11 protein-coding genes are annotated in these 17,248 nt (G+C 68.1%); 5 read left to right on the top strand and 6 right to left on the bottom strand.

Features of this window, described 5'->3' with window-relative positions:
- Window positions 1–55: 55 nt before the first annotated feature.
- Genes ACWFR4_RS26010 through ngcE form a run of 3 tightly spaced genes read right to left on the bottom strand, consistent with a single transcriptional unit; the run spans window position 56 to window position 3,442 of the window.
- Complete coding sequence (locus tag ACWFR4_RS26010; protein WP_453468281.1) at window positions 56–964, bottom strand: carbohydrate ABC transporter permease; 909 nt, start codon at window positions 962–964, stop codon at window positions 56–58.
- Window positions 961–2,022: a carbohydrate ABC transporter permease gene (locus tag ACWFR4_RS26005; protein ID WP_227297901.1), complete on the bottom strand. Its 1,062-nt coding sequence runs from the start codon at window positions 2,020–2,022 to the stop codon at window positions 961–963. The genes ACWFR4_RS26010 and ACWFR4_RS26005 overlap by 4 nt, the downstream gene beginning before the upstream one ends.
- Before the next feature lie 7 nt (window positions 2,023–2,029).
- Entirely contained in the window at window positions 2,030–3,442 is a 1,413-nt protein-coding gene (gene ngcE, locus ACWFR4_RS26000; protein ID WP_453468282.1) for an N-acetylglucosamine/diacetylchitobiose ABC transporter substrate-binding protein, read from the bottom strand.
- A gap of 873 nt (window positions 3,443–4,315) precedes the next feature.
- Between ngcE and ACWFR4_RS25995 the strand changes: the two genes are divergently transcribed.
- From ACWFR4_RS25995 to infA, 3 genes are all read left to right on the top strand, one after another.
- Window positions 4,316–8,128 (top strand): GH92 family glycosyl hydrolase, encoded by a 3,813-nt coding sequence (locus ACWFR4_RS25995; protein WP_453654764.1) that lies wholly within the window; start codon window positions 4,316–4,318, stop codon window positions 8,126–8,128.
- Window positions 8,129–8,364: 236 nt separating this feature from the next.
- A complete protein-coding gene (locus ACWFR4_RS25990; protein WP_453468284.1) occupies window positions 8,365–9,129 on the top strand; it encodes a GNAT family N-acetyltransferase in 765 nt (254 codons plus the stop codon).
- Window positions 9,129–9,353, top strand: coding sequence for a translation initiation factor IF-1 (gene infA, locus ACWFR4_RS25985; RefSeq protein WP_453468285.1), 225 nt, complete (start codon window positions 9,129–9,131; stop codon window positions 9,351–9,353). Before ACWFR4_RS25990 ends, infA begins: the two co-directional genes overlap by 1 nt.
- A gap of 73 nt (window positions 9,354–9,426) precedes the next feature.
- On the opposite strand, the gene ACWFR4_RS25980 is transcribed toward infA, so the two are convergent.
- Together ACWFR4_RS25980 and acnA are read right to left on the bottom strand one after the other, a co-directional pair.
- Complete coding sequence (locus ACWFR4_RS25980; RefSeq protein ID WP_453654762.1) at window positions 9,427–10,074, bottom strand: dihydrofolate reductase family protein; 648 nt, start codon at window positions 10,072–10,074, stop codon at window positions 9,427–9,429.
- Window positions 10,075–10,216: 142 nt separating this feature from the next.
- Entirely contained in the window at window positions 10,217–12,943 is a 2,727-nt protein-coding gene (acnA, locus tag ACWFR4_RS25975) for an aconitate hydratase AcnA (protein WP_453468637.1), read from the bottom strand.
- A 333-nt stretch (window positions 12,944–13,276) separates the two neighbouring features.
- Here acnA and ACWFR4_RS25970 point away from each other — a divergent pair, with 333 nt between their 5' ends.
- Window positions 13,277–14,806 (top strand): helix-turn-helix domain-containing protein, encoded by a 1,530-nt coding sequence (locus ACWFR4_RS25970; RefSeq protein ID WP_453468636.1) that lies wholly within the window; start codon window positions 13,277–13,279, stop codon window positions 14,804–14,806.
- 15 nt (window positions 14,807–14,821) lie between these two features.
- Here the strand turns inward: ACWFR4_RS25970 and ACWFR4_RS25965 are convergent, their stop codons facing one another.
- On the bottom strand, window positions 14,822–15,754 hold the full coding sequence (locus ACWFR4_RS25965; protein WP_453468635.1) for a 2-hydroxyacid dehydrogenase: 933 nt from the start codon (window positions 15,752–15,754) through the stop codon (window positions 14,822–14,824).
- A 130-nt stretch (window positions 15,755–15,884) separates the two neighbouring features.
- Between ACWFR4_RS25965 and ACWFR4_RS25960 the strand changes: the two genes are divergently transcribed.
- Window positions 15,885–17,213, top strand: a complete 1,329-nt coding sequence (locus tag ACWFR4_RS25960) for an MFS transporter (protein WP_453654760.1) — start codon at window positions 15,885–15,887, stop codon at window positions 17,211–17,213.
- Window positions 17,214–17,248: the final 35 nt, after the last annotated feature.

Below are 17,248 nucleotides of genomic sequence, written 5' to 3'. Positions count from 1 at the left end.
CGGGGCCGGACCCCTGTGCACAACGGGTGAAGCAGCGGTCACGCGACGCTGGGCGTCAGCGGAAGGTGCCCTGCGACACCGAACCGGCGATCCGGCGCTGGAAGATGATGTACACGATCAGTACGGGCACCACCGTGACCACGATCGCCGCGAACAGCGCACCGTAGTCGATGCCGTAGGCCTGCGAGGACGCGTAGGCGGCCATCCCCTGGGTCAGCACCCACTTGTTCTGGTCGGTGTTGAGCGCCACCGGCAGCAGGAACTGGTTCCAAAGGCCCAGGAAATTGAAGATCGCCACCGCCGCCATGCCCGGCCGCGCCATGGGCAGCATCACCTGGAAGAACGCCCGCCAGTCACCGGCACCGTCGATCAGCGCGGCCTCGTACACGTCATGCGGCAGAGACCGGAAGAACGCGTAGAGGAAGAACATCGTGAACGGCAGCGCGAACGCGACGTAGGTGAGGATCAGTCCAGGACGCGTGTTGAGCAGCCCGAAGTTCTGCAGCTGGAAGAAGAGCGGCACGATCGCCAGGAAGACGGGGAAAGTCAGCCCGGCGAGCATCACGTAGTAGATCAGCCGGCGTCCCGGGAACTGGAACCGGGCCAGGATGTAGGCGCACATCGCGCCCAGCAGCATCACCAGGACCAGTGCGCAGACCACGACGATCACCGAGTTCAGGAAGTACTTCCCGATGCTCGCGTCGCTCCAGGCGCGTGTGTAGTTGTCGAACTGCCAGTGATCCGGCAGCGCGAACGGCGACGACAGGATCTCCTTGGTCGTCTTGAACGACGACACCAGTACCCACAGCATGGGCAGGATCACGATCACGGACCACAGGATCAGCAGGCCGTGCGCGATCACCGCGAACCTGCGGTCGCTGCCCGCGACGGCTCTCGTCAGCTTCTGGTCGCTCGACCGCTTCTGCTCACTGGCCTGCTTCCGGTCGGCGGCTATGACGCTCACTGGGCACCTCCCATGGCTCCCGCACGCCGAGCCTTGGACCCACGCGCTTTCTTACCGCCCTCGCTCTCGCCACCGCCGGTCAGGCGGTTGATGGCGAACACCAGAGCCGCGAACACCAGAGTGACGACGGCGAGGACGACCCCCATCGCGGTGGCGAGTCCGAACTGCTGCTTCGCGAAAGCGATGTTGAACAGCCGCTGGCTGATCGTCAGGGTCGAGTTGTTCGGCCCACCGTTCGGCAGCATGGCTTGTACGTAGACGAACGCGTCGAGGGCGGCGATACCCAGATAGACGTACGCCGTCTGCACGCTGTCCCGAATCGCCGGCAGAGTGACCGAGATCGTCATCCGGAACCGGCCGGCTCCGTCGATCCTGGCCGCCTCGTACAGCTCGGCGGGAACTCCCTTGATGGCGGCGATGAAGAGCACCGCGTAGAACCCGACGAGCCCCCAGACGATGACGAACATCAGGGCCGGCATCGCGGTGGCCTGCTCGCCCAGCCAGGCGAACTCCTTGAAGTGGTCCAGGCCGAGCGACGTGAGGATGCCGTTGACCAGGCCGGCGTTCGGGTCGTACATCTGCGCCCAGATCAGACCGACGATGATCGCCGGAACGACGTAGGGGAAGAACGAGACAATCCGGTAGAACGACGCGCCCTTGATCCCCCGGACGGGCCCTTTGCTCGGCCCGCCCAAGGTGATGGCCACCGCGACTCCGAGGGCGAGCGTCAACGTCACCAAGGGCACGAAGGCCGCCAGCAGGGCGACGTTGCGCAGCGCCTTCAGGAAGACGTCGTCCTGGAACATCTTGGTGAAGTTGTCGAGGCCGACAAAATCGTAGTTCGGGCTGAAACCGCGCCAGTTGGTCATCGCCCAGAAGATCGCCTGGCCGAAGGGGTACAGGACGAAGACCACGAAGATGGCCAGCGGGAGACCGAGGAACGCGAGGAAGAACGTCACCCGGTCGAAGGTGAGCTTGCGGCGTCGGGGCCGCCCGCCGCGAGCGGCCGGCGTGGGCCGGCTGCTCGCGGTGTCGGAGGTGGTGGTCTTGTCTTTCATCGCGCTGCTAGCTGACCTTGATCTTGTCGATGGAGTCGTCTTCCCTGACCTTGTCGGAGATCTTCTGCAGCGCCGAGGTCAGGCCCTTGGCGTCGAGGTCACCGGAGAGGAACGAGTTCCACGGCACCAGCTGGTCGGTGTTCATGCCGTAGGCCTCGACGAAGTTGTAGGTGAAGATGTTGGTGCCCGCGGCCTCCAGCATCTTCGTCTGCGAGACGAGGGCGGACGATCCGTAACCGTCGGCGGGCACGGTGCCCTTGACGATCGTCGGGGCCAGCTTCGTCTTGGAGAAGTTGGCGGCCGCGTCCTTGGACAGCATCGCCCGCAGCACTTCCTTGCCGCCGGCCGGGTTCTTGCCCTGCTTGGGCACGATGAACGGCTCGCCCGCGGCCGCGCGCAGCGACTCGTAGGGCATCTTCGGCTTGTCGGTGAGCGTCATCGACGGGAAGCCGTTCATCTGGAAGTCGGCCTTGGTGGCCTTCTTCATCTCGTTCTCGATCCAGCCACCGGACGGGTAGAGCAGCGCCTTCTGGTCGTTGCTCCAGATCGCCTGCGCCTTCTGGAACTGGGTGCCGGAGCCGCCGGGGACGAACATCTTCTCCTTGACCATGGTCTCCATGACCTTGATCACTCCCTGGATGGCCGGGTGCGACCAGCAGCCCTTCTCCAGGTTCTCCAGCGCGAGCCGGACCTCGTCGCCGCCCTCCTTGATCGCCGAGTCGATGAGGAGCGTGCGGTAGTAGGTCGCCGCCTCCTTGCCGTGGACGAAGAGGTACTTGCCCTTCTTCTTCGCCTTCGTGCCGAGGTCGAGCGCCTCGTTCCAGGTCTTCGGCGGGGTCCAGCCGTTCGCCTCGAACAGCGTCTTGGAGTACCAGACGCCGTACACGGTCATCACGTAGTTCAGAGCGACGAACTTGTCCTTGAACGTGCCGGGGTCCTTGACGCCGGGGTAGACGGTGTCGGCGATCTTCTTGCCCTCGTAGTTGTTGGCCTCGAGGACGTCGTCGAGCTCCTCGAGCTGGTCGAGGATGCCGAGGAAGCCGATCTGGTCCTCGCCGGAGTTGTCGATGAGGTCCGGCGGGTTGCCGCCGACGAAGCGGGGCTGGAGTTCGGGGGCGATGTCGACGACCGGCTTGACGACGACCTTGGCGCCCTTGATCTGCTTGCCCAAGACCTGGTTGACGTAGTCGACGTAGTCGGTGCCGTAGCCACCGTTGAAGATGGCCGCGTCGACCTTGGAGTTCGCGGCGACACCGAACGGGTTCTTGGCCCCCTTCGTGCCCTTCGGGCCGCCACCGCCGTCACCGTTGTCCTTGCTTGAGGGAGAGCCACACGCAACCGCGAACGAACCCATGGCTGCCGTCGCGATCGCCCCGCGCAGGAGCGTTCGCCTGTCAAGAGAGCCGGCACGAATGGTCATCTCTGCATCCTCACTGATCGATTGGATCTATTCGGGTTTGCTGCGGGTTCGGCTGCCGGGCTGGGTTGGCCCCGTGCTTGCCGCACTTCTCTTTGAGCGCGTCCTGATGCGGGTCTCCGCCTGCGATGTCGGCGGAGATGCACATCGGGTCGTTCAGCCGTCGTCTCGGAGCCGCTCGGCGGCGCCGATGGTGATCAGCTGAGCGATGTGGGAAAAGCGGTCGCCGGGGCCGCGGTTGGAGCGACAGTCGCGCTCCGCTCGATCAGATCGCGATGGCCTACGCCGGGGGTGGGTCCCATGCTTAAGTCCTCGCCTTCTCCAGGACTCAGGCGGTGAACCGGATCCTCCCCGGCACCGCGGTGATGTGCTGTGTCGTGCCGGGAACGGATCCCCGGATCCCGGTCCGGAATCGCTTCCCGGTCCATGTCCGGAAATGCGCCCGTCGCGGGGGAACAGGTTGGAGCTGGGTGTTACGGAAAAGCACCGGAAGCAATGGGGATATCCGGCGGCCGGCGCACGCCCGCCCCCTGCCGATTCCCCCTTCCCCCGGGCTCGTCCGCGGCCGGTTCGCACCGTCCGGACCAGACGCCGACAGGTATAGTCCACTTCACTCCAACTGGGCAAGATCGAATGCAGGTTTGGACGGCGTTCTTTCCCGAGTTGAGACCTCTCGGATATATGAGGCACCCATGAGCGACCCATGCATACCCGGACGGCGGATGACCTCGCTTAATGGATGGTCGCGCCACTCTTCTCGTCCCGCCCGCCGCACCCGCCGATCCCAACACCCTTGACACCACGGGCGACTTACCTCCCTACTGGACCCTGCGCTGTGAATTGACAACGTTGTCTCGCGCCGGGAGGGGCTCGCTAATGCATGGCAGATCCAGACACAGACTTAGGTCCACGGCCGCCCTGGGGGCGGCCTCACTCGCGCTCGTCGCCGCCGGCCAGGGAGCGTCCGCCGCGTCGCCCGGGCAACAGCCGCACGCCGACCGCGAGTTCAGCTCCTCGTTCGAAACGGGCGATCCCGCCCCGACCTGGCTGAACACCGTGGATACCGCCGCAGACGGGATGAAGCGGTCATCCGGGGTCGACGGCGGTGAAAGCGGCGGACTGCCGGGCAATGTCAACAGCCACGTCACGGACGTCCGCGCCAGCGACGAGAACGCGGGCGGCGGTGAGACCAAGGAGAACCTCGTCGACGGGGAGTCGAGCACCAAGTGGCTCTCCTTCGAGCCCACGGCCTGGGTCGAGTACGACCTGGACGCGCCGGCCAAGATCACGACGTACGCCCTGACGTCGGCCAACGACCACGCCGAGCGCGACCCGAAGGACTGGACCCTCAAGGGCTCCACCGACGGCAAGGAGTGGACGACGCTCGACACCCGCACCGGGGAGAGCTTCGCCGACCGCTTCCAGACCAAGAAGTACGACCTCCAGAACCCGGCCGAGTACCAGCACTTCCGGATCGAGTTCACCAAGAACAACGGCGCGGACGACGCCACGCAGCTCGCCGACCTGCAGCTGGCCACCGCCGACACCGGCTCGCCCACGACGCCCGACGACATGCTGTCCCTGGTCGACAAGGGCCCCAGCGGCTCCCCCACCGCCAAGGCGGGCGCGGGCTTCACCGGCAAGAAGGCCCTGCGCTACGCCGGCACGCACAAGGCCGACTCGCGCGCCTACTCGTACAACAAGGTCTTCGACGTCGACGTGGCCGTCGCCCGTGACACCGAGCTCTCGTACAAGATCTTCCCGTCGATGGCGGACGGCGACCGCGACTACGACGCCACGAACGTCTCCGTGGACCTCGCCTTCACCGACGGCACCTATCTGAGCGACCTGAAGGCCACCGACAGCAACGGCGGACTGCTGACGCCGCAGGGCCAGGGCGCGGCCAAGCGGCTCTACGTCAACCAGTGGAACGCCGTCGCCTCCTCCATCGGCTCGGTCGCGGCCGGCAAGACCGTCGACCGGATCCTGGTGGCGTACGACTCGCCGAAGGGCCCGGCGAAGTTCCGCGGCTGGGTCGACGACATCGCGCTGAAGGCCGCGAAGCCGGAGCCGCCGAAGGCGCATCTGTCGGACTACGCGGTCACGACGCGCGGCACGAACTCCAGCGGCGGCTTCTCGCGCGGCAACACGTTCCCGGCCACCGCGGTACCCCATGGCTTCAACTTCTGGACGCCGGTGACCAACGCCGGCTCGCTCAGCTGGCTCTATGACTACAGCCGCGACAACAACGCGGACAACCTCCCGACGATGGAGGCGTTCAGCGCCAGCCATGAGCCCAGCCCCTGGATGGGCGACCGGCAGACGTTCCAGATGATGCCGTCGGCGGCGTCCGGCACCCCGGACACCTCCCGCACCGGCCGCGCGCTGCCGTTCAAGCACGAGAACGAGACAGCCCGCCCCTACTACTACGGGGTGCGCTTCGAGAACGGCCTCAAGGCCGAGATGACGCCGACCGACCACGCGGCGATGCTGCGGTTCACCTACCCCGGTGACGACGCGAGCGTGATCTTCGACAACGTCTCCGACCAGGCGGGCCTCACGCTCGACAAGGACAAGGGCATCGTCACCGGCTACTCGGACGTGAAGTCCGGGCTCTCCGCGGGCGCGACCCGGCTCTTCGTCTACGGCGTCTTCGACACCCCGGTCACCGGCGGCGACTCCACCGGCCCCAAGGGCTACCTCCGCTTCAAGCCGGGCGCCGACAAGGCGGTCACCCTGCGCCTCGCCACGTCCCTGATCGGCATCGACCAGGCCAAGGCGAACCTCGCGCAGGAGCTGCCGTCCGGGTCGTCGTTCTCCTCCGTGCGGGACAGCGCCCGCGCGCAGTGGGACAAGCTCCTCGGCAAGGTTGAGGTGGAGGGCGCCACGGCCGACCAGCGCACCACCCTCTACTCGTCCCTGTACCGGCTGTACCTGTACCCCAACTCCGGCTTCGAGAAGGTCGGTTCGAAGTACCAGTACGCTTCGCCGTTCTCACCGATGCCGGGCCCGGACACCCCGACCCACACCGGCGCGAAGATCGTCGACGGCAAGCCGTACGTCAACAACGGATTCTGGGACACGTACCGCACGACCTGGCCCGCGTACTCGCTCCTGACGCCGAAGAAGGCGGGCGAGCTCGTCGACGGGTTCGTGCAGCAGTACAAGGACGGCGGCTGGATCTCGCGCTGGTCCTCACCGGGTTACGCGGACCTGATGACCGGCACGTCGTCGGACGTGGCGTTCGCCGACGCGTACGTCAAGGGCGTCAAGTTCGACGCGGAGGCCGCGTACAAGGCGGCTCTGAAGAACGCGAGCGTCGTGCCGCCCGCGGCCGGCGTGGGCCGCAAGGGAATGCAGACGTCACCGTTCCTCGGCTACACGAGCACGGACACCCACGAGGGCCTGTCCTGGGCGCTCGAGGGCTACCTCAACGACTACGGCATCGCGCAGATGGGCCAGGCCCTCTACAAGAAGACCGGCGAGAAGCACTACAAGGAGGAGTCGGAGTACTTCCTCAACCGGGCCCGCGACTACGTGAACATGTTCGACCCGAAGGCGGGCTTCTTCCAGGGCAAGAGCGAGAAGGGCGACTGGCGCGTCGAGTCGTCGAAGTTCGACCCGCGCATCTGGGGCTACGACTACACGGAGACCAACGCCTGGGGCTACGCCTTCACCGCCCCGCAGGACTCGCGCGGGCTCGCCAACCTTTACGGCGGCCGCGACGGTCTCGCCAAGAAGCTCGACACGTTCTTCGCCACCCCGGAGACGGCGACGAACGATGTCGCGGGCTCGTACGGCGGCGTCATCCACGAGATGACGGAGGCGCGTGACGTCCGGATGGGCATGTACGGCCACTCGAACCAGGTGGGCCACCACATCACGTACATGTACGACGCGGCGGGCCAGCCGTACAAGACGCAGGAGAAGGTCCGCGAGGTCATGTCGCGGCTGTACACCGGCAGCGAGATCGGCCAGGGCTACCACGGTGACGAGGACAACGGCGAGCAGTCGGCCTGGTACCTCTTCTCCTCGCTCGGCTTCTACCCGCTGGTCATGGGCAGCGGCGAATACGCCATCGGCTCCCCGCAGTTCACGAAGATGACGCTGCACCTGGAGAACGGCAAGGACCTGGTCGTCAAGGCCCCCAAGAACAGCGCGAAGAACATCTACGTGCAGGGGCTGAAGGTCAACGGCAAGAACTGGACGTCGACGTCGCTGCCGCACTCGGTCGTCGCGAAGGGCGGGGTCCTGGAGTTCGCGATGGGCCCGAAGCCGTCGAAGTGGGGCACGGGCAAGAACGCGGCGCCGGTCTCCATCACGCAGGACGACAAGGTGCCGTCGCCGCGCAAGGACGCCATCACGGGTTCGGGTCCGCTGTTCGACAACTCCTCGGCGACGAGCGCGAGTTCGGAGTCGGTGGAGCTGCCGGTCGGCGCGGCCGGCGCGAAGGCCGTGCAGTACACGCTGACGTCTGACGACAAGGCGAAGGCCCCGGCGGGCTGGAAGCTGGAGGCCTCGGCCGACGGCTCGTCGTGGAAGACGCTGGACCAGCGGTCCGGCGAGTCCTTCTCCTGGGACAAGCAGACGCGGGCGTTCTCGGTGAGCGAGCCGGGCACGTACAAGCACTACCGGCTGGTGTTCACCGGTGGGGCAGCGACGGTGGCGGAGGTGGAGTTGCTGGGCTAGCCCCGTACGCCTGACAGCGCCGCTGAGCCTCGCAGCTCAGCGGCGCTGCCGTTTAATCACGTGGACACGGCACCGTCAGCCCGCCTAATGTCTGGCACGAACCGTGACGCGGCCCGAGGAGGTGAGACCCATGAACGCAGTACGTATGTGGGTGCTCCTCTCGTCCCCACGGTCGGTCGGCTGACATAGGTCGCCCGGGAGCGCCTGGACAAGGCGATCCCGAAAGGCAGAGACCTATGAAGACAACAGTGATCACGCGCGTCGCCGAGAGGCAGTGGCACGCGCTGGAGGACGACCAGGTGGTCGGCCGGGGTGAGGCCTGGCCACGGCTCGACGGGCGGCTCTTCCTCAGCATCGACTCCTGGCACGACGCGGCGTTCGGCCGGCTCGCCGATGCCATGCTCGCGGACCTGCCGAGGCCGCTGTACACGATGGTCGACGAGTCCGACCTGGACCTCAGGGCCCAGTGGGAGCGCGCCGGTTTCACGACCCGGCGCCGCGAGTGGGTGTACTGCCTGCCCACCGACCCGCAGGTCACGGGACTCGGCTCGGCGCGTCCGCCGTCGGGCGTGACGATCCTTCCCTTCGGCGAGGCGGAGAAGGACCCCCTGCGCGCGCTGGACCGCGCGATCCGGGACGAGGTAGAGGCCACGGTCGGGTGGCAGGAGATGCCGGCCGAGGTGCTGCCACGCCTGGACGACGCGACCGTGGTGGACCCGACGAAGTACGCGGTGGCTGTGGAGTCCGACCGGTACGTCGGGCTGCTCCGGGTGGCGCCGGTGCCGCGGCAGCCACGGATCGGCCTCATCGCGGTCCGGGCCGACCGGCAGCGCCGCGGCATCGCGCGGGCGCTCCTCGCCGAAGTGCTCGGTCCCCTGCACCGGTCCGGGATCCGGACGGCTTCGGCCGAGGTCGGCGAACGCAACCAGGCCGCCTCGACCCTCTTCGACGCCCTCGGCGCCGAGCGCGCCGGCAGCAACCTGGAGGTCGTACTTCACTGATGACGAAGACGAACCGTGGTATCGAGATCGAGGGCACCGTCGTCGAGTGCCTGCGCAACGCCACCTTCCAGGTGGAACTGGAGAGCGGGCACAAGGTGCTCGCGCACATCAGCGGCAAGATCCGGAAGAACTACATCAAGATCCTGCCGTTCGACCGGGTGCTCGTGGAGATCAGCCCCTACGACCTGACGCGCGGCCGGATCATCTACCGGTACCGGAACTGACGCCGGGCGGGTGACGTAGCGGGCTGGTGAAGTCGCGGGCCGGCGTGAGGAGTTCACGCCGGCCCGCGTCACTTCACTTCCGCCAGAACAGGTAGTGCATCACCTTGCCGCCCGGGCTGGGCACGACGTCCACGTGGAAGCGGTCGCGCAGCTCGTCGGGCGACTCCCACAGCCGCGACCCGGATCCCAGCTTCACCGGCGAGACGGCCACGTGCAGGGTGTCGACGAGGTCTGCGTCGAGGAACTGGCGGATGACGTTCGCCCCGCCGCCGAGCCGGACGTCCTTGCCCCCGGCCGCCTCCTTCGCCTGTTCGAGGACGGTGGCCGGGTCGGCGTCCACGAAGTGGAACGTGGTGTCGGACAGGGTGAACGACGGCCGCGTGTGGTGGGTCATGACGAACACGGGAGTGTGGAAAGGCGGTTCGTCTCCCCACCAGCCCTGCCACTCCAGGTCCTGCCAGGGCCCGCGCTGCGGCCCGAACTTGCCGCGGCCCATGATCTCGGCGCCGATGTTGCGGTGGTAGTCGCGGACGAGGTAGTCGTCGAGGCCCCGGGTGCCCCCGGGATCGGTGCGGGTCGGCCAGCTCGCCGTGGCACCGCACCACGAGAACATCTCCCCCGGATCGGCATGCCCGAACGGCCGCTCCAGACTCTTCCCCTCCCCGGCACCGAACCCGTCACTGGAGACGTTGAAGTTCTGGACCCTCAGCAGCTGCGTCACGTGTTCCTCCTGGGTTACGGGTGACAGTGAGGAGACTCCCCCGGCCGGGAGAACTCATCGCCGTCAGGCCAGGCTGCCGGACGCGCAAAAGGGCCGCATCCCCGTCGCCGGGGATGCGGCCCTCAACTGCCCTGCCGACCGCTTACTTCCGGATCAGCGAGCGCAGCACGTACTGCATGATGCCGCCGTTGCGGTAGTAGTCCGCCTCACCGGGGGTGTCGATGCGGACGACCGCGTCGAACTCCACACCGGTGTCGGTGGTGACCTTGACCGTGCGCGGCGTGGTGCCGTTGTTGAGCTCCTCGACGCCGGTGAAGGAGAAGGTCTCCTCGCCGGTCAGGCCGAGGGACTCGGCCGAGGCGCCCTCCGGGAACTGGAGCGGCAGGACGCCCATGCCGATGAGGTTCGAGCGGTGGATGCGCTCGTACGACTCGGCGATGACGGCCTTGACGCCGAGGAGCGCGGTGCCCTTGGCGGCCCAGTCACGGGACGAACCGGAGCCGTACTCCTTGCCGGCCAGGATGGCCAGCGGGGTGCCCTGCTCGATGTAGTTGCGCGAGGCGTCGTAGATGAACGACACCGGAGCCGCGTCAGCAGTCGCAGCCTGCGTGAAGTCGCGGGTGTAGCCGCCCTCGGTGCCCGGCGCGATCTGGTTGCGCAGGCGGATGTTGGCGAACGTGCCGCGGATCATGACCTCGTGGTTGCCACGGCGCGAGCCGTAGGAGTTGAAGTCACGGCGCTGGACGCCGTGCTCCGTGAGGTACTGGCCGGCCGGGGTGTCGGCCTTGATCGCACCGGCCGGGGAGATGTGGTCGGTGGTGACCGAGTCGCCCAGCTTGGCAAGGACGCGCGCGCCCGTGATGTCGGAGACCGGGGTGGTCTCCATCGTCATGCCCTCGAAGTACGGGGGCTTGCGGACGTAGGTGGACTCGGAGTCCCACTCGAAGGTGTTGCCGGTCGGGATCGACAGGGCCTGCCACTGGGCGTCACCCGCGAAGACGTCCTGGTAGGACTTGTTGAACATGTCCTCGCCGATGGAGTTGGCGACGACGTCGTTGACCTCGGCCTCCGTCGGCCAGATGTCCGCGAGGTAGACCGGCTTGCCGTCCTGGTCGATGCCCAGGGCGTCCTTGGTGATGTCGACCTTCATCGAACCGGCGAGGGCGTACGCGACGACCAGCGGCGGGGACGCCAGGTAGTTCATCTTGACGTCGGGGTTGATGCGGCCCTCGAAGTTGCGGTTGCCGGAGAGAACCGACGTGACCGCCAGGTCGTGCTCGTTGACCGCCTTCGAGACCTCCTCGGGCAGCGGGCCCGAGTTGCCGATGCAGGTGGTGCAGCCGTAGCCGACGAGGTTGAAGCCGACCTTGTCCAGGTACGGCGTCAGACCGGCCTTGTCGAAGTAGTCGGTGACGACCTTCGAGCCCGGGGCGAGCGTGGTCTTGACCCACGGCTTGCGGGTCAGGCCCTTCTCGACGGCCTTCTTCGCGACGAGCGCGGCGGCGACCATCACGTACGGGTTCGACGTGTTGGTGCAGGACGTGATCGCGGCGACGGTGACGGCGCCGTGGTCGATCTCGTACGTCGAGCCGTCGGGGGCCGTGACCAGGGTCGGGCGCGACGGGACGCCGTTGGCGGCGGCCGGGGAGTCGGAGGCCGGGAAGGACTCCTTGCCCGCCTCGTCGTCGTCCTCGACGTAGTTGCGCACGTCGAGCGCGAACTGCTGCGCGGCGTTCGCGAGGACGATGCGGTCCTGCGGGCGCTTCGGGCCGGCGATGGAGGGGACGACCGTGGAGAGGTCGAGCTCCAGCTTCTCGGAGAAGTCGGGCTCGGCGGCCGGGTCGAGCCAGAGGCCCTGCTCCTTGGCGTACGCCTCGACGAGCGCGACCTGCTGCTCGTCACGGCCCGTCAGCTTCAGGTACTTCAGCGTCTCGTCGTCGATCGGGAAGATCGCGGCGGTGGAGCCGAACTCCGGCGACATGTTGCCGATGGTGGCGCGGTTCGCCAGGGAAGTGGCGGCGACGCCCTCACCGTAGAACTCGACGAACTTGCCGACGACGCCGTGCTTGCGCAGCATCTCGGTGATCGTGAGCACGAGGTCCGTGGCGGTGGTGCCGGGCTTGAGCTCACCGGTGAGCTTGAAGCCGACGACGCGCGGGATGAGCATCGAGACCGGCTGGCCGAGCATCGCGGCCTCGGCCTCGATGCCGCCGACGCCCCAGCCCAGGACGCCCAGGCCGTTGACCATCGTGGTGTGCGAGTCGGTGCCGACGAGGGTGTCGGGGTAGGCCTGGCCGTTACGGACCATGACCGTGCGAGCGAGGTGCTCGATGTTCACCTGGTGCACGATGCCGGTGCCCGGCGGGACGACCTTGAACTCGTCGAAGGCGGTCTGGCCCCAGCGCAGGAACTGGTAGCGCTCCTTGTTGCGGCCGTACTCCAGCTCGACGTTCTGGCCGAAGGCGTCGGCGGTGCCGAACTTGTCGGCGATGACGGAGTGGTCGATGACCAGCTCGGCCGGGGCCAGCGGGTTGATCTTGGCCGGGTCGCCGCCGAGCTCCTTCACGGCCTCACGCATGGTGGCGAGGTCCACGACACAGGGCACACCGGTGAAGTCCTGCATGATCACGCGGGCGGGCGTGAACTGGATCTCCTGGGACGGCTGGGCCTGGGAGTCCCAGCCGCCGAGCGCACGGATGTGGTCGGCGGTGATGTTCGCGCCGTCCTCGGTGCGGAGCAGGTTCTCAAGGAGAACCTTCAGGCTGTAAGGGAGGCGCGCGGAGCCCTCGACCTTGTCCAGCTTGAAGATCTCGTACGACTCGTCGCCCACGCGCAGCGTGCTGCGGGCGTCGAAGCTGTTCGCCGACACGACAGTCTCCTTCATATATGTGCGCGTTCCACCGCATCCTGCCGCCACGACGAGTTCGCCGATCCGCTAAGGTAAAGCTAAGTTAGGTAACCCTTACCAAGCATGGCGGCTGCGGTGTGCCTCTGTAGATATCTCGATGTCGAGATAACTCTAATACATGAGGCCGGACTGGTCATGCCCGGGTTTCGCCGAGCCGTCCCGCCGCGCCACCGGCGGACCGCCCTCCCCATCGTCCCGCACGCGCGCCGGCGTGCCACCAGGGCCGATTGACGGCCCGTCACCCCAATGGACCCACCGGAATGCGGCATCTCATATCTGAGATAGCCTGCCGCCATGGCAGACGACTACCTCGTACGTATCGGCAAGCTCATCCGTGACGCCCGACAGCACCGGGGCTGGACACAGTCGCAGCTCGCCGAGGCGCTCGGTACCAGCCAGAGCGCCGTCAACCGCATCGAGCGCGGCAACCAAAACATCAGCCTTGAGATGATCGCCCGAATAGGCGAAGCGCTCGACAGTGAAATCGTCTCTCTGGGTTACTCGGGTCCGATGCACCTGCGCGTGGTCGGCGGCCGCCGCCTGTCCGGGTCGATCGACGTGAAGACGAGCAAGAACGCCTGCGTGGCGCTGCTGTGCGCCTCGCTCCTCAACAGGGGCCGCACGGTCCTGCGCCGCGTCGCCCGCATCGAGGAGGTCTACCGCCTCCTCGAGGTCCTGAACTCCATAGGTGTCCGCACCCGGTGGATCAACGACGGCGTGGACCTGGAGATCGTGCCGCCGGCCGCCCTCGACATGGACGCCATCGACGCGGCCGCCGCCCGCCGCACGCGCTCGATCATCATGTTCCTCGGCCCGCTCCTGCACCGCCTCGACCACTTCAAGCTGCCGTACGCGGGCGGCTGCGACCTCGGCACCCGCACCATCGAGCCGCACATGATCGCGCTGCGCCGGTTCGGCCTGGACATCACGGCGACCGAGGGGCTCTACCACGCGCAGGTCGAGGCGGGCGTCTCCCCCAGCCGGCCGATCGTGCTGACCGAGCGCGGCGACACCGTGACCGAGAACGCGCTGCTCGCGGCCGCCCGCCACGACGGCACCACCGTCATCCGCAACGCGTCCTCGAACTACATGGTTCAGGACCTCTGCTTCTTCCTCGAGGCCCTGGGCATTCGCGTCGAGGGCATCGGTACGACCACCCTCACCGTGCACGGCGTGCCGCAGATCGACGTCGACGTCGACTACTCGCCGTCCGAGGACCCGGTCGAGGCGATGAGCCTGCTGGCCGCCGCGGTGGTCACCGAGTCCGAACTGACGGTGAAGCGGGCGCCGATCGAGTTCCTGGAGATCGAACTCGCGGTCCTGGAGGAGATGGGCCTCGACCACGACCGCTCGGCCGAGTACTTCGCGGACAACGGCCGTACGCGCCTGGTGGACCTCACCGTCCGGCCCTCCAAACTGGAGGCGCCGATCGACAAGATCCACCCGATGCCGTTCCCCGGCCTCAACATCGACAACGTGCCCTTCTTCGCGGCCATCGCGGCGGCGGCCCAGGGCCAGACCCTCATCCACGACTGGGTCTACGACAACCGCGCGATCTATCTCACGGACCTGAACCGGCTCGGCGGGCGCCTCCAGCTGCTCGACCCGCACCGCGTCCTCGTCGAGGGCCCGACGCGCTGGCGCGCCGCCGAGATGATGTGCCCGCCCGCCCTGCGCCCCGCCGTCGTCGTGCTCCTCGCGATGATGGCCGCCGAGGGCACGTCCGTACTGCGCAACGTCTACGTGATCAACCGCGGCTATGAGGACCTGGCCGAGCGGCTCAACTCCGTTGGTGCACAGATCGAGACGTTCCGGGACATCTGACGCGATTGGCGTCGTTCAGGGCCGCGGGAAGAGGTTGAGCAGTTCCTCTTCCGCGGCCCATCGGCGTATCTGCTCCACGATCAGGCGCTCGGCGCGTGGGCGGAAGGCCGCCGAGCCGCCGGCCACGTGCGGGGTGATGAGGACGCCGGGGGCGTGGCGCAGGGCGTGGTCCGCGGGGAGGGGCTCCGGGTCGGTGACGTCGAGGGCGGCGCGCAGCCGGCCCGTGACGGTCTCGGCGAGCAGGGCCCCGGTGTCGAGGGTGCGGCCGCGGCCGACGTTGACGACGAGGGCTCCGTCCGGCAGTGCGGCCATTTCCTTCGGGCCGAACAGGCCGACCGTGGCCGGGTTCTCGGGCAGGACCAGGACCACGATGTCGAGGCCGGGGAGCAGTTCGGGCAGATCGGCGATCGCGTGGACCCCTTCGTCGGGGCGGGCGCGCCGGGCGACGCGGACGACCTCGGCCTCGCAGGCGAGGAGCCGGGTCTCCAGGGCCGAGCCGATCGAGCCGTAGCCGACGATCGCGACGCGGCTGTCGGCGAGCGAGCGCGTGAAGTGCGGGTCCCAGCGGCCGGCCACCTGGTCGGCGGCCCAGCGGGGCAGTTCGCGCTGGGCCGCGAGGATGAGGCCCAGCGCGTGCTCCGCGGTGGAGGCGTCGTGCAGGCCGCGGCCGTTGTGCAGGGTGACGCCCTCGGGGAGCTGCGGCTGGAGCTTCTCGACTCCGGCGCTGAGGGACTGGACGGCGCGCAGGCGCGGGAGCCGGGGCAGCAGCCGGTCCGCGTCGTGGACCGCGTAGGGCATCACCCAGAACTCCACGGCGTCCAGGACGTCTTGCGGGAGTTCGGACGCGGGCGTCACGCCGTCCCACACGTGAACGCGGACGCCGTCGGGCCAGGGGCCGTGGCGCTGGTCGAGCTGCGGCCAGGGGACGAGCACGTCGGTATCGGTCATCGCGGGTTTCTCCTTCGGCTGCTTGCCGTCGCGGCATGCGGGCGACCCATTGACCCGGCCGCCACTCCCTCGTAACGTCTTCCCGCCCAGTGAAACACTTTCCATCTCACGGAAAACAGGGGGTCAAGGGATGACAGCGCCGTCGCCCTCCCGGCCGTCCACCGGCGGCTTCTGGAGCTCGACCCGCGCCCGGCACCTGATACCGGTCGCGTTCATCGCGTACTCGCTCGCCTATCTCGACAAGTCGAACTACGCGATCGCCTCCGCCGGCGGCATGGCCGACGAGCTGCATCTGTCCGCGGGCCTCGACTCGCTGATCGCCGCGTCGTTCTTCCTCGGCTACTTCTTCTTCCAGATCCCCGGCACGATCTACGCCGAGCAGCGCAGCGCGCGCCGGCTCGTCGCCTGGTCGACGGTGCTGTGGGGTCTGCTCGCCGTGGTCCAGGGCCTGCTGAGCAGCCCGGGGCAGCTGATCGCCGTGCGGTTCGCGCTCGGTGTCGTCGAGGGCGCGGTGCTGCCGTCGATGGTGATGCTGCTCAGCCGCTGGTTCACGCACGGCGAGCGCGGCCGCGCCAACACCCTGCTCATCCTGGGCAATCCGGTCACCGTGATGTGGCTCTCCGCCCTGTCGGGCTGGCTGGTGTCGGTGACGGACTGGCGCGTGATGTTCATCGTCGAGGGTGTGCCCTCGGTCATCTGGGGCCTGTTCTGCCTGCGGCTCATCAAGGACCGCCCCGAGGACGCCAAGTGGGTCGCCCCGGACGAGCTGGAAGTCCTGCGCAGGGACCGCGCCTCCGTGCCCGCCGCCTCCGGGAACCTGCGCGAGGAGTACGGCAAGATCCTGCGCTCGCGCCCCGTGCTGCTGATGGCGGTGCAGTACTTCTTCTGGTCGTTCGGCATGTACGGCTTCATCTTCTGGCTGCCGTCGATCGTGAAGAAGGGCTCGGGCGAGGGCATCGGCGCCACCGGTCTGCTGACCGCCGTGCCGTACGCCTTCGCGGTCGTCGCGATGCTGCTCAACTCGCGCCTGTCCGACCGCAGCGGGCGGCGCAAGGCGGCCGTGTGGCCCTGGCTCGCCGGCGGCGGCCTCGCCCTGTTCGGCTCGTACGCGGCCGGGTCCCACTTCCCCGTGGCGCTCGCGCTGCTCGTGGTGGCGGGCCTGTGCCTGTACGCGCCCTACGGCCCGTACTTCGCGCTCGTCTCCACGCTCGCCCCGGCGGGGGTCTCGGGCGCGGCGGTGGCGATGGTCAACTCGTTCGGCGCGCTCGGCTCGTTCGCCGGCACGTACCTCGTGGGCTGGGTGCGCGGCACGTCGCTCGGGGACGCGGGGGCCTTCGCGTTCATGGCGGCGGGCGCGCTGGTCTCGGCCGCGCTGATGCTGGCGGTGCACGAGCCCCGTCCGTCCGGTCCCCGCCCGGGTACGGTGAACCGGCAGCCCACCGCTGCCACCACCACCTGAGTGCGCCGGGGACCGGTCCCGGCGTTCGGGCGCAG

Source organism: Streptomyces sp. NPDC055140 (assembly GCF_053607285.1).
The sequence above is the reverse complement of the archived record's forward strand: the minus strand, read 5'-3'. Positions and strand labels throughout refer to the sequence as shown.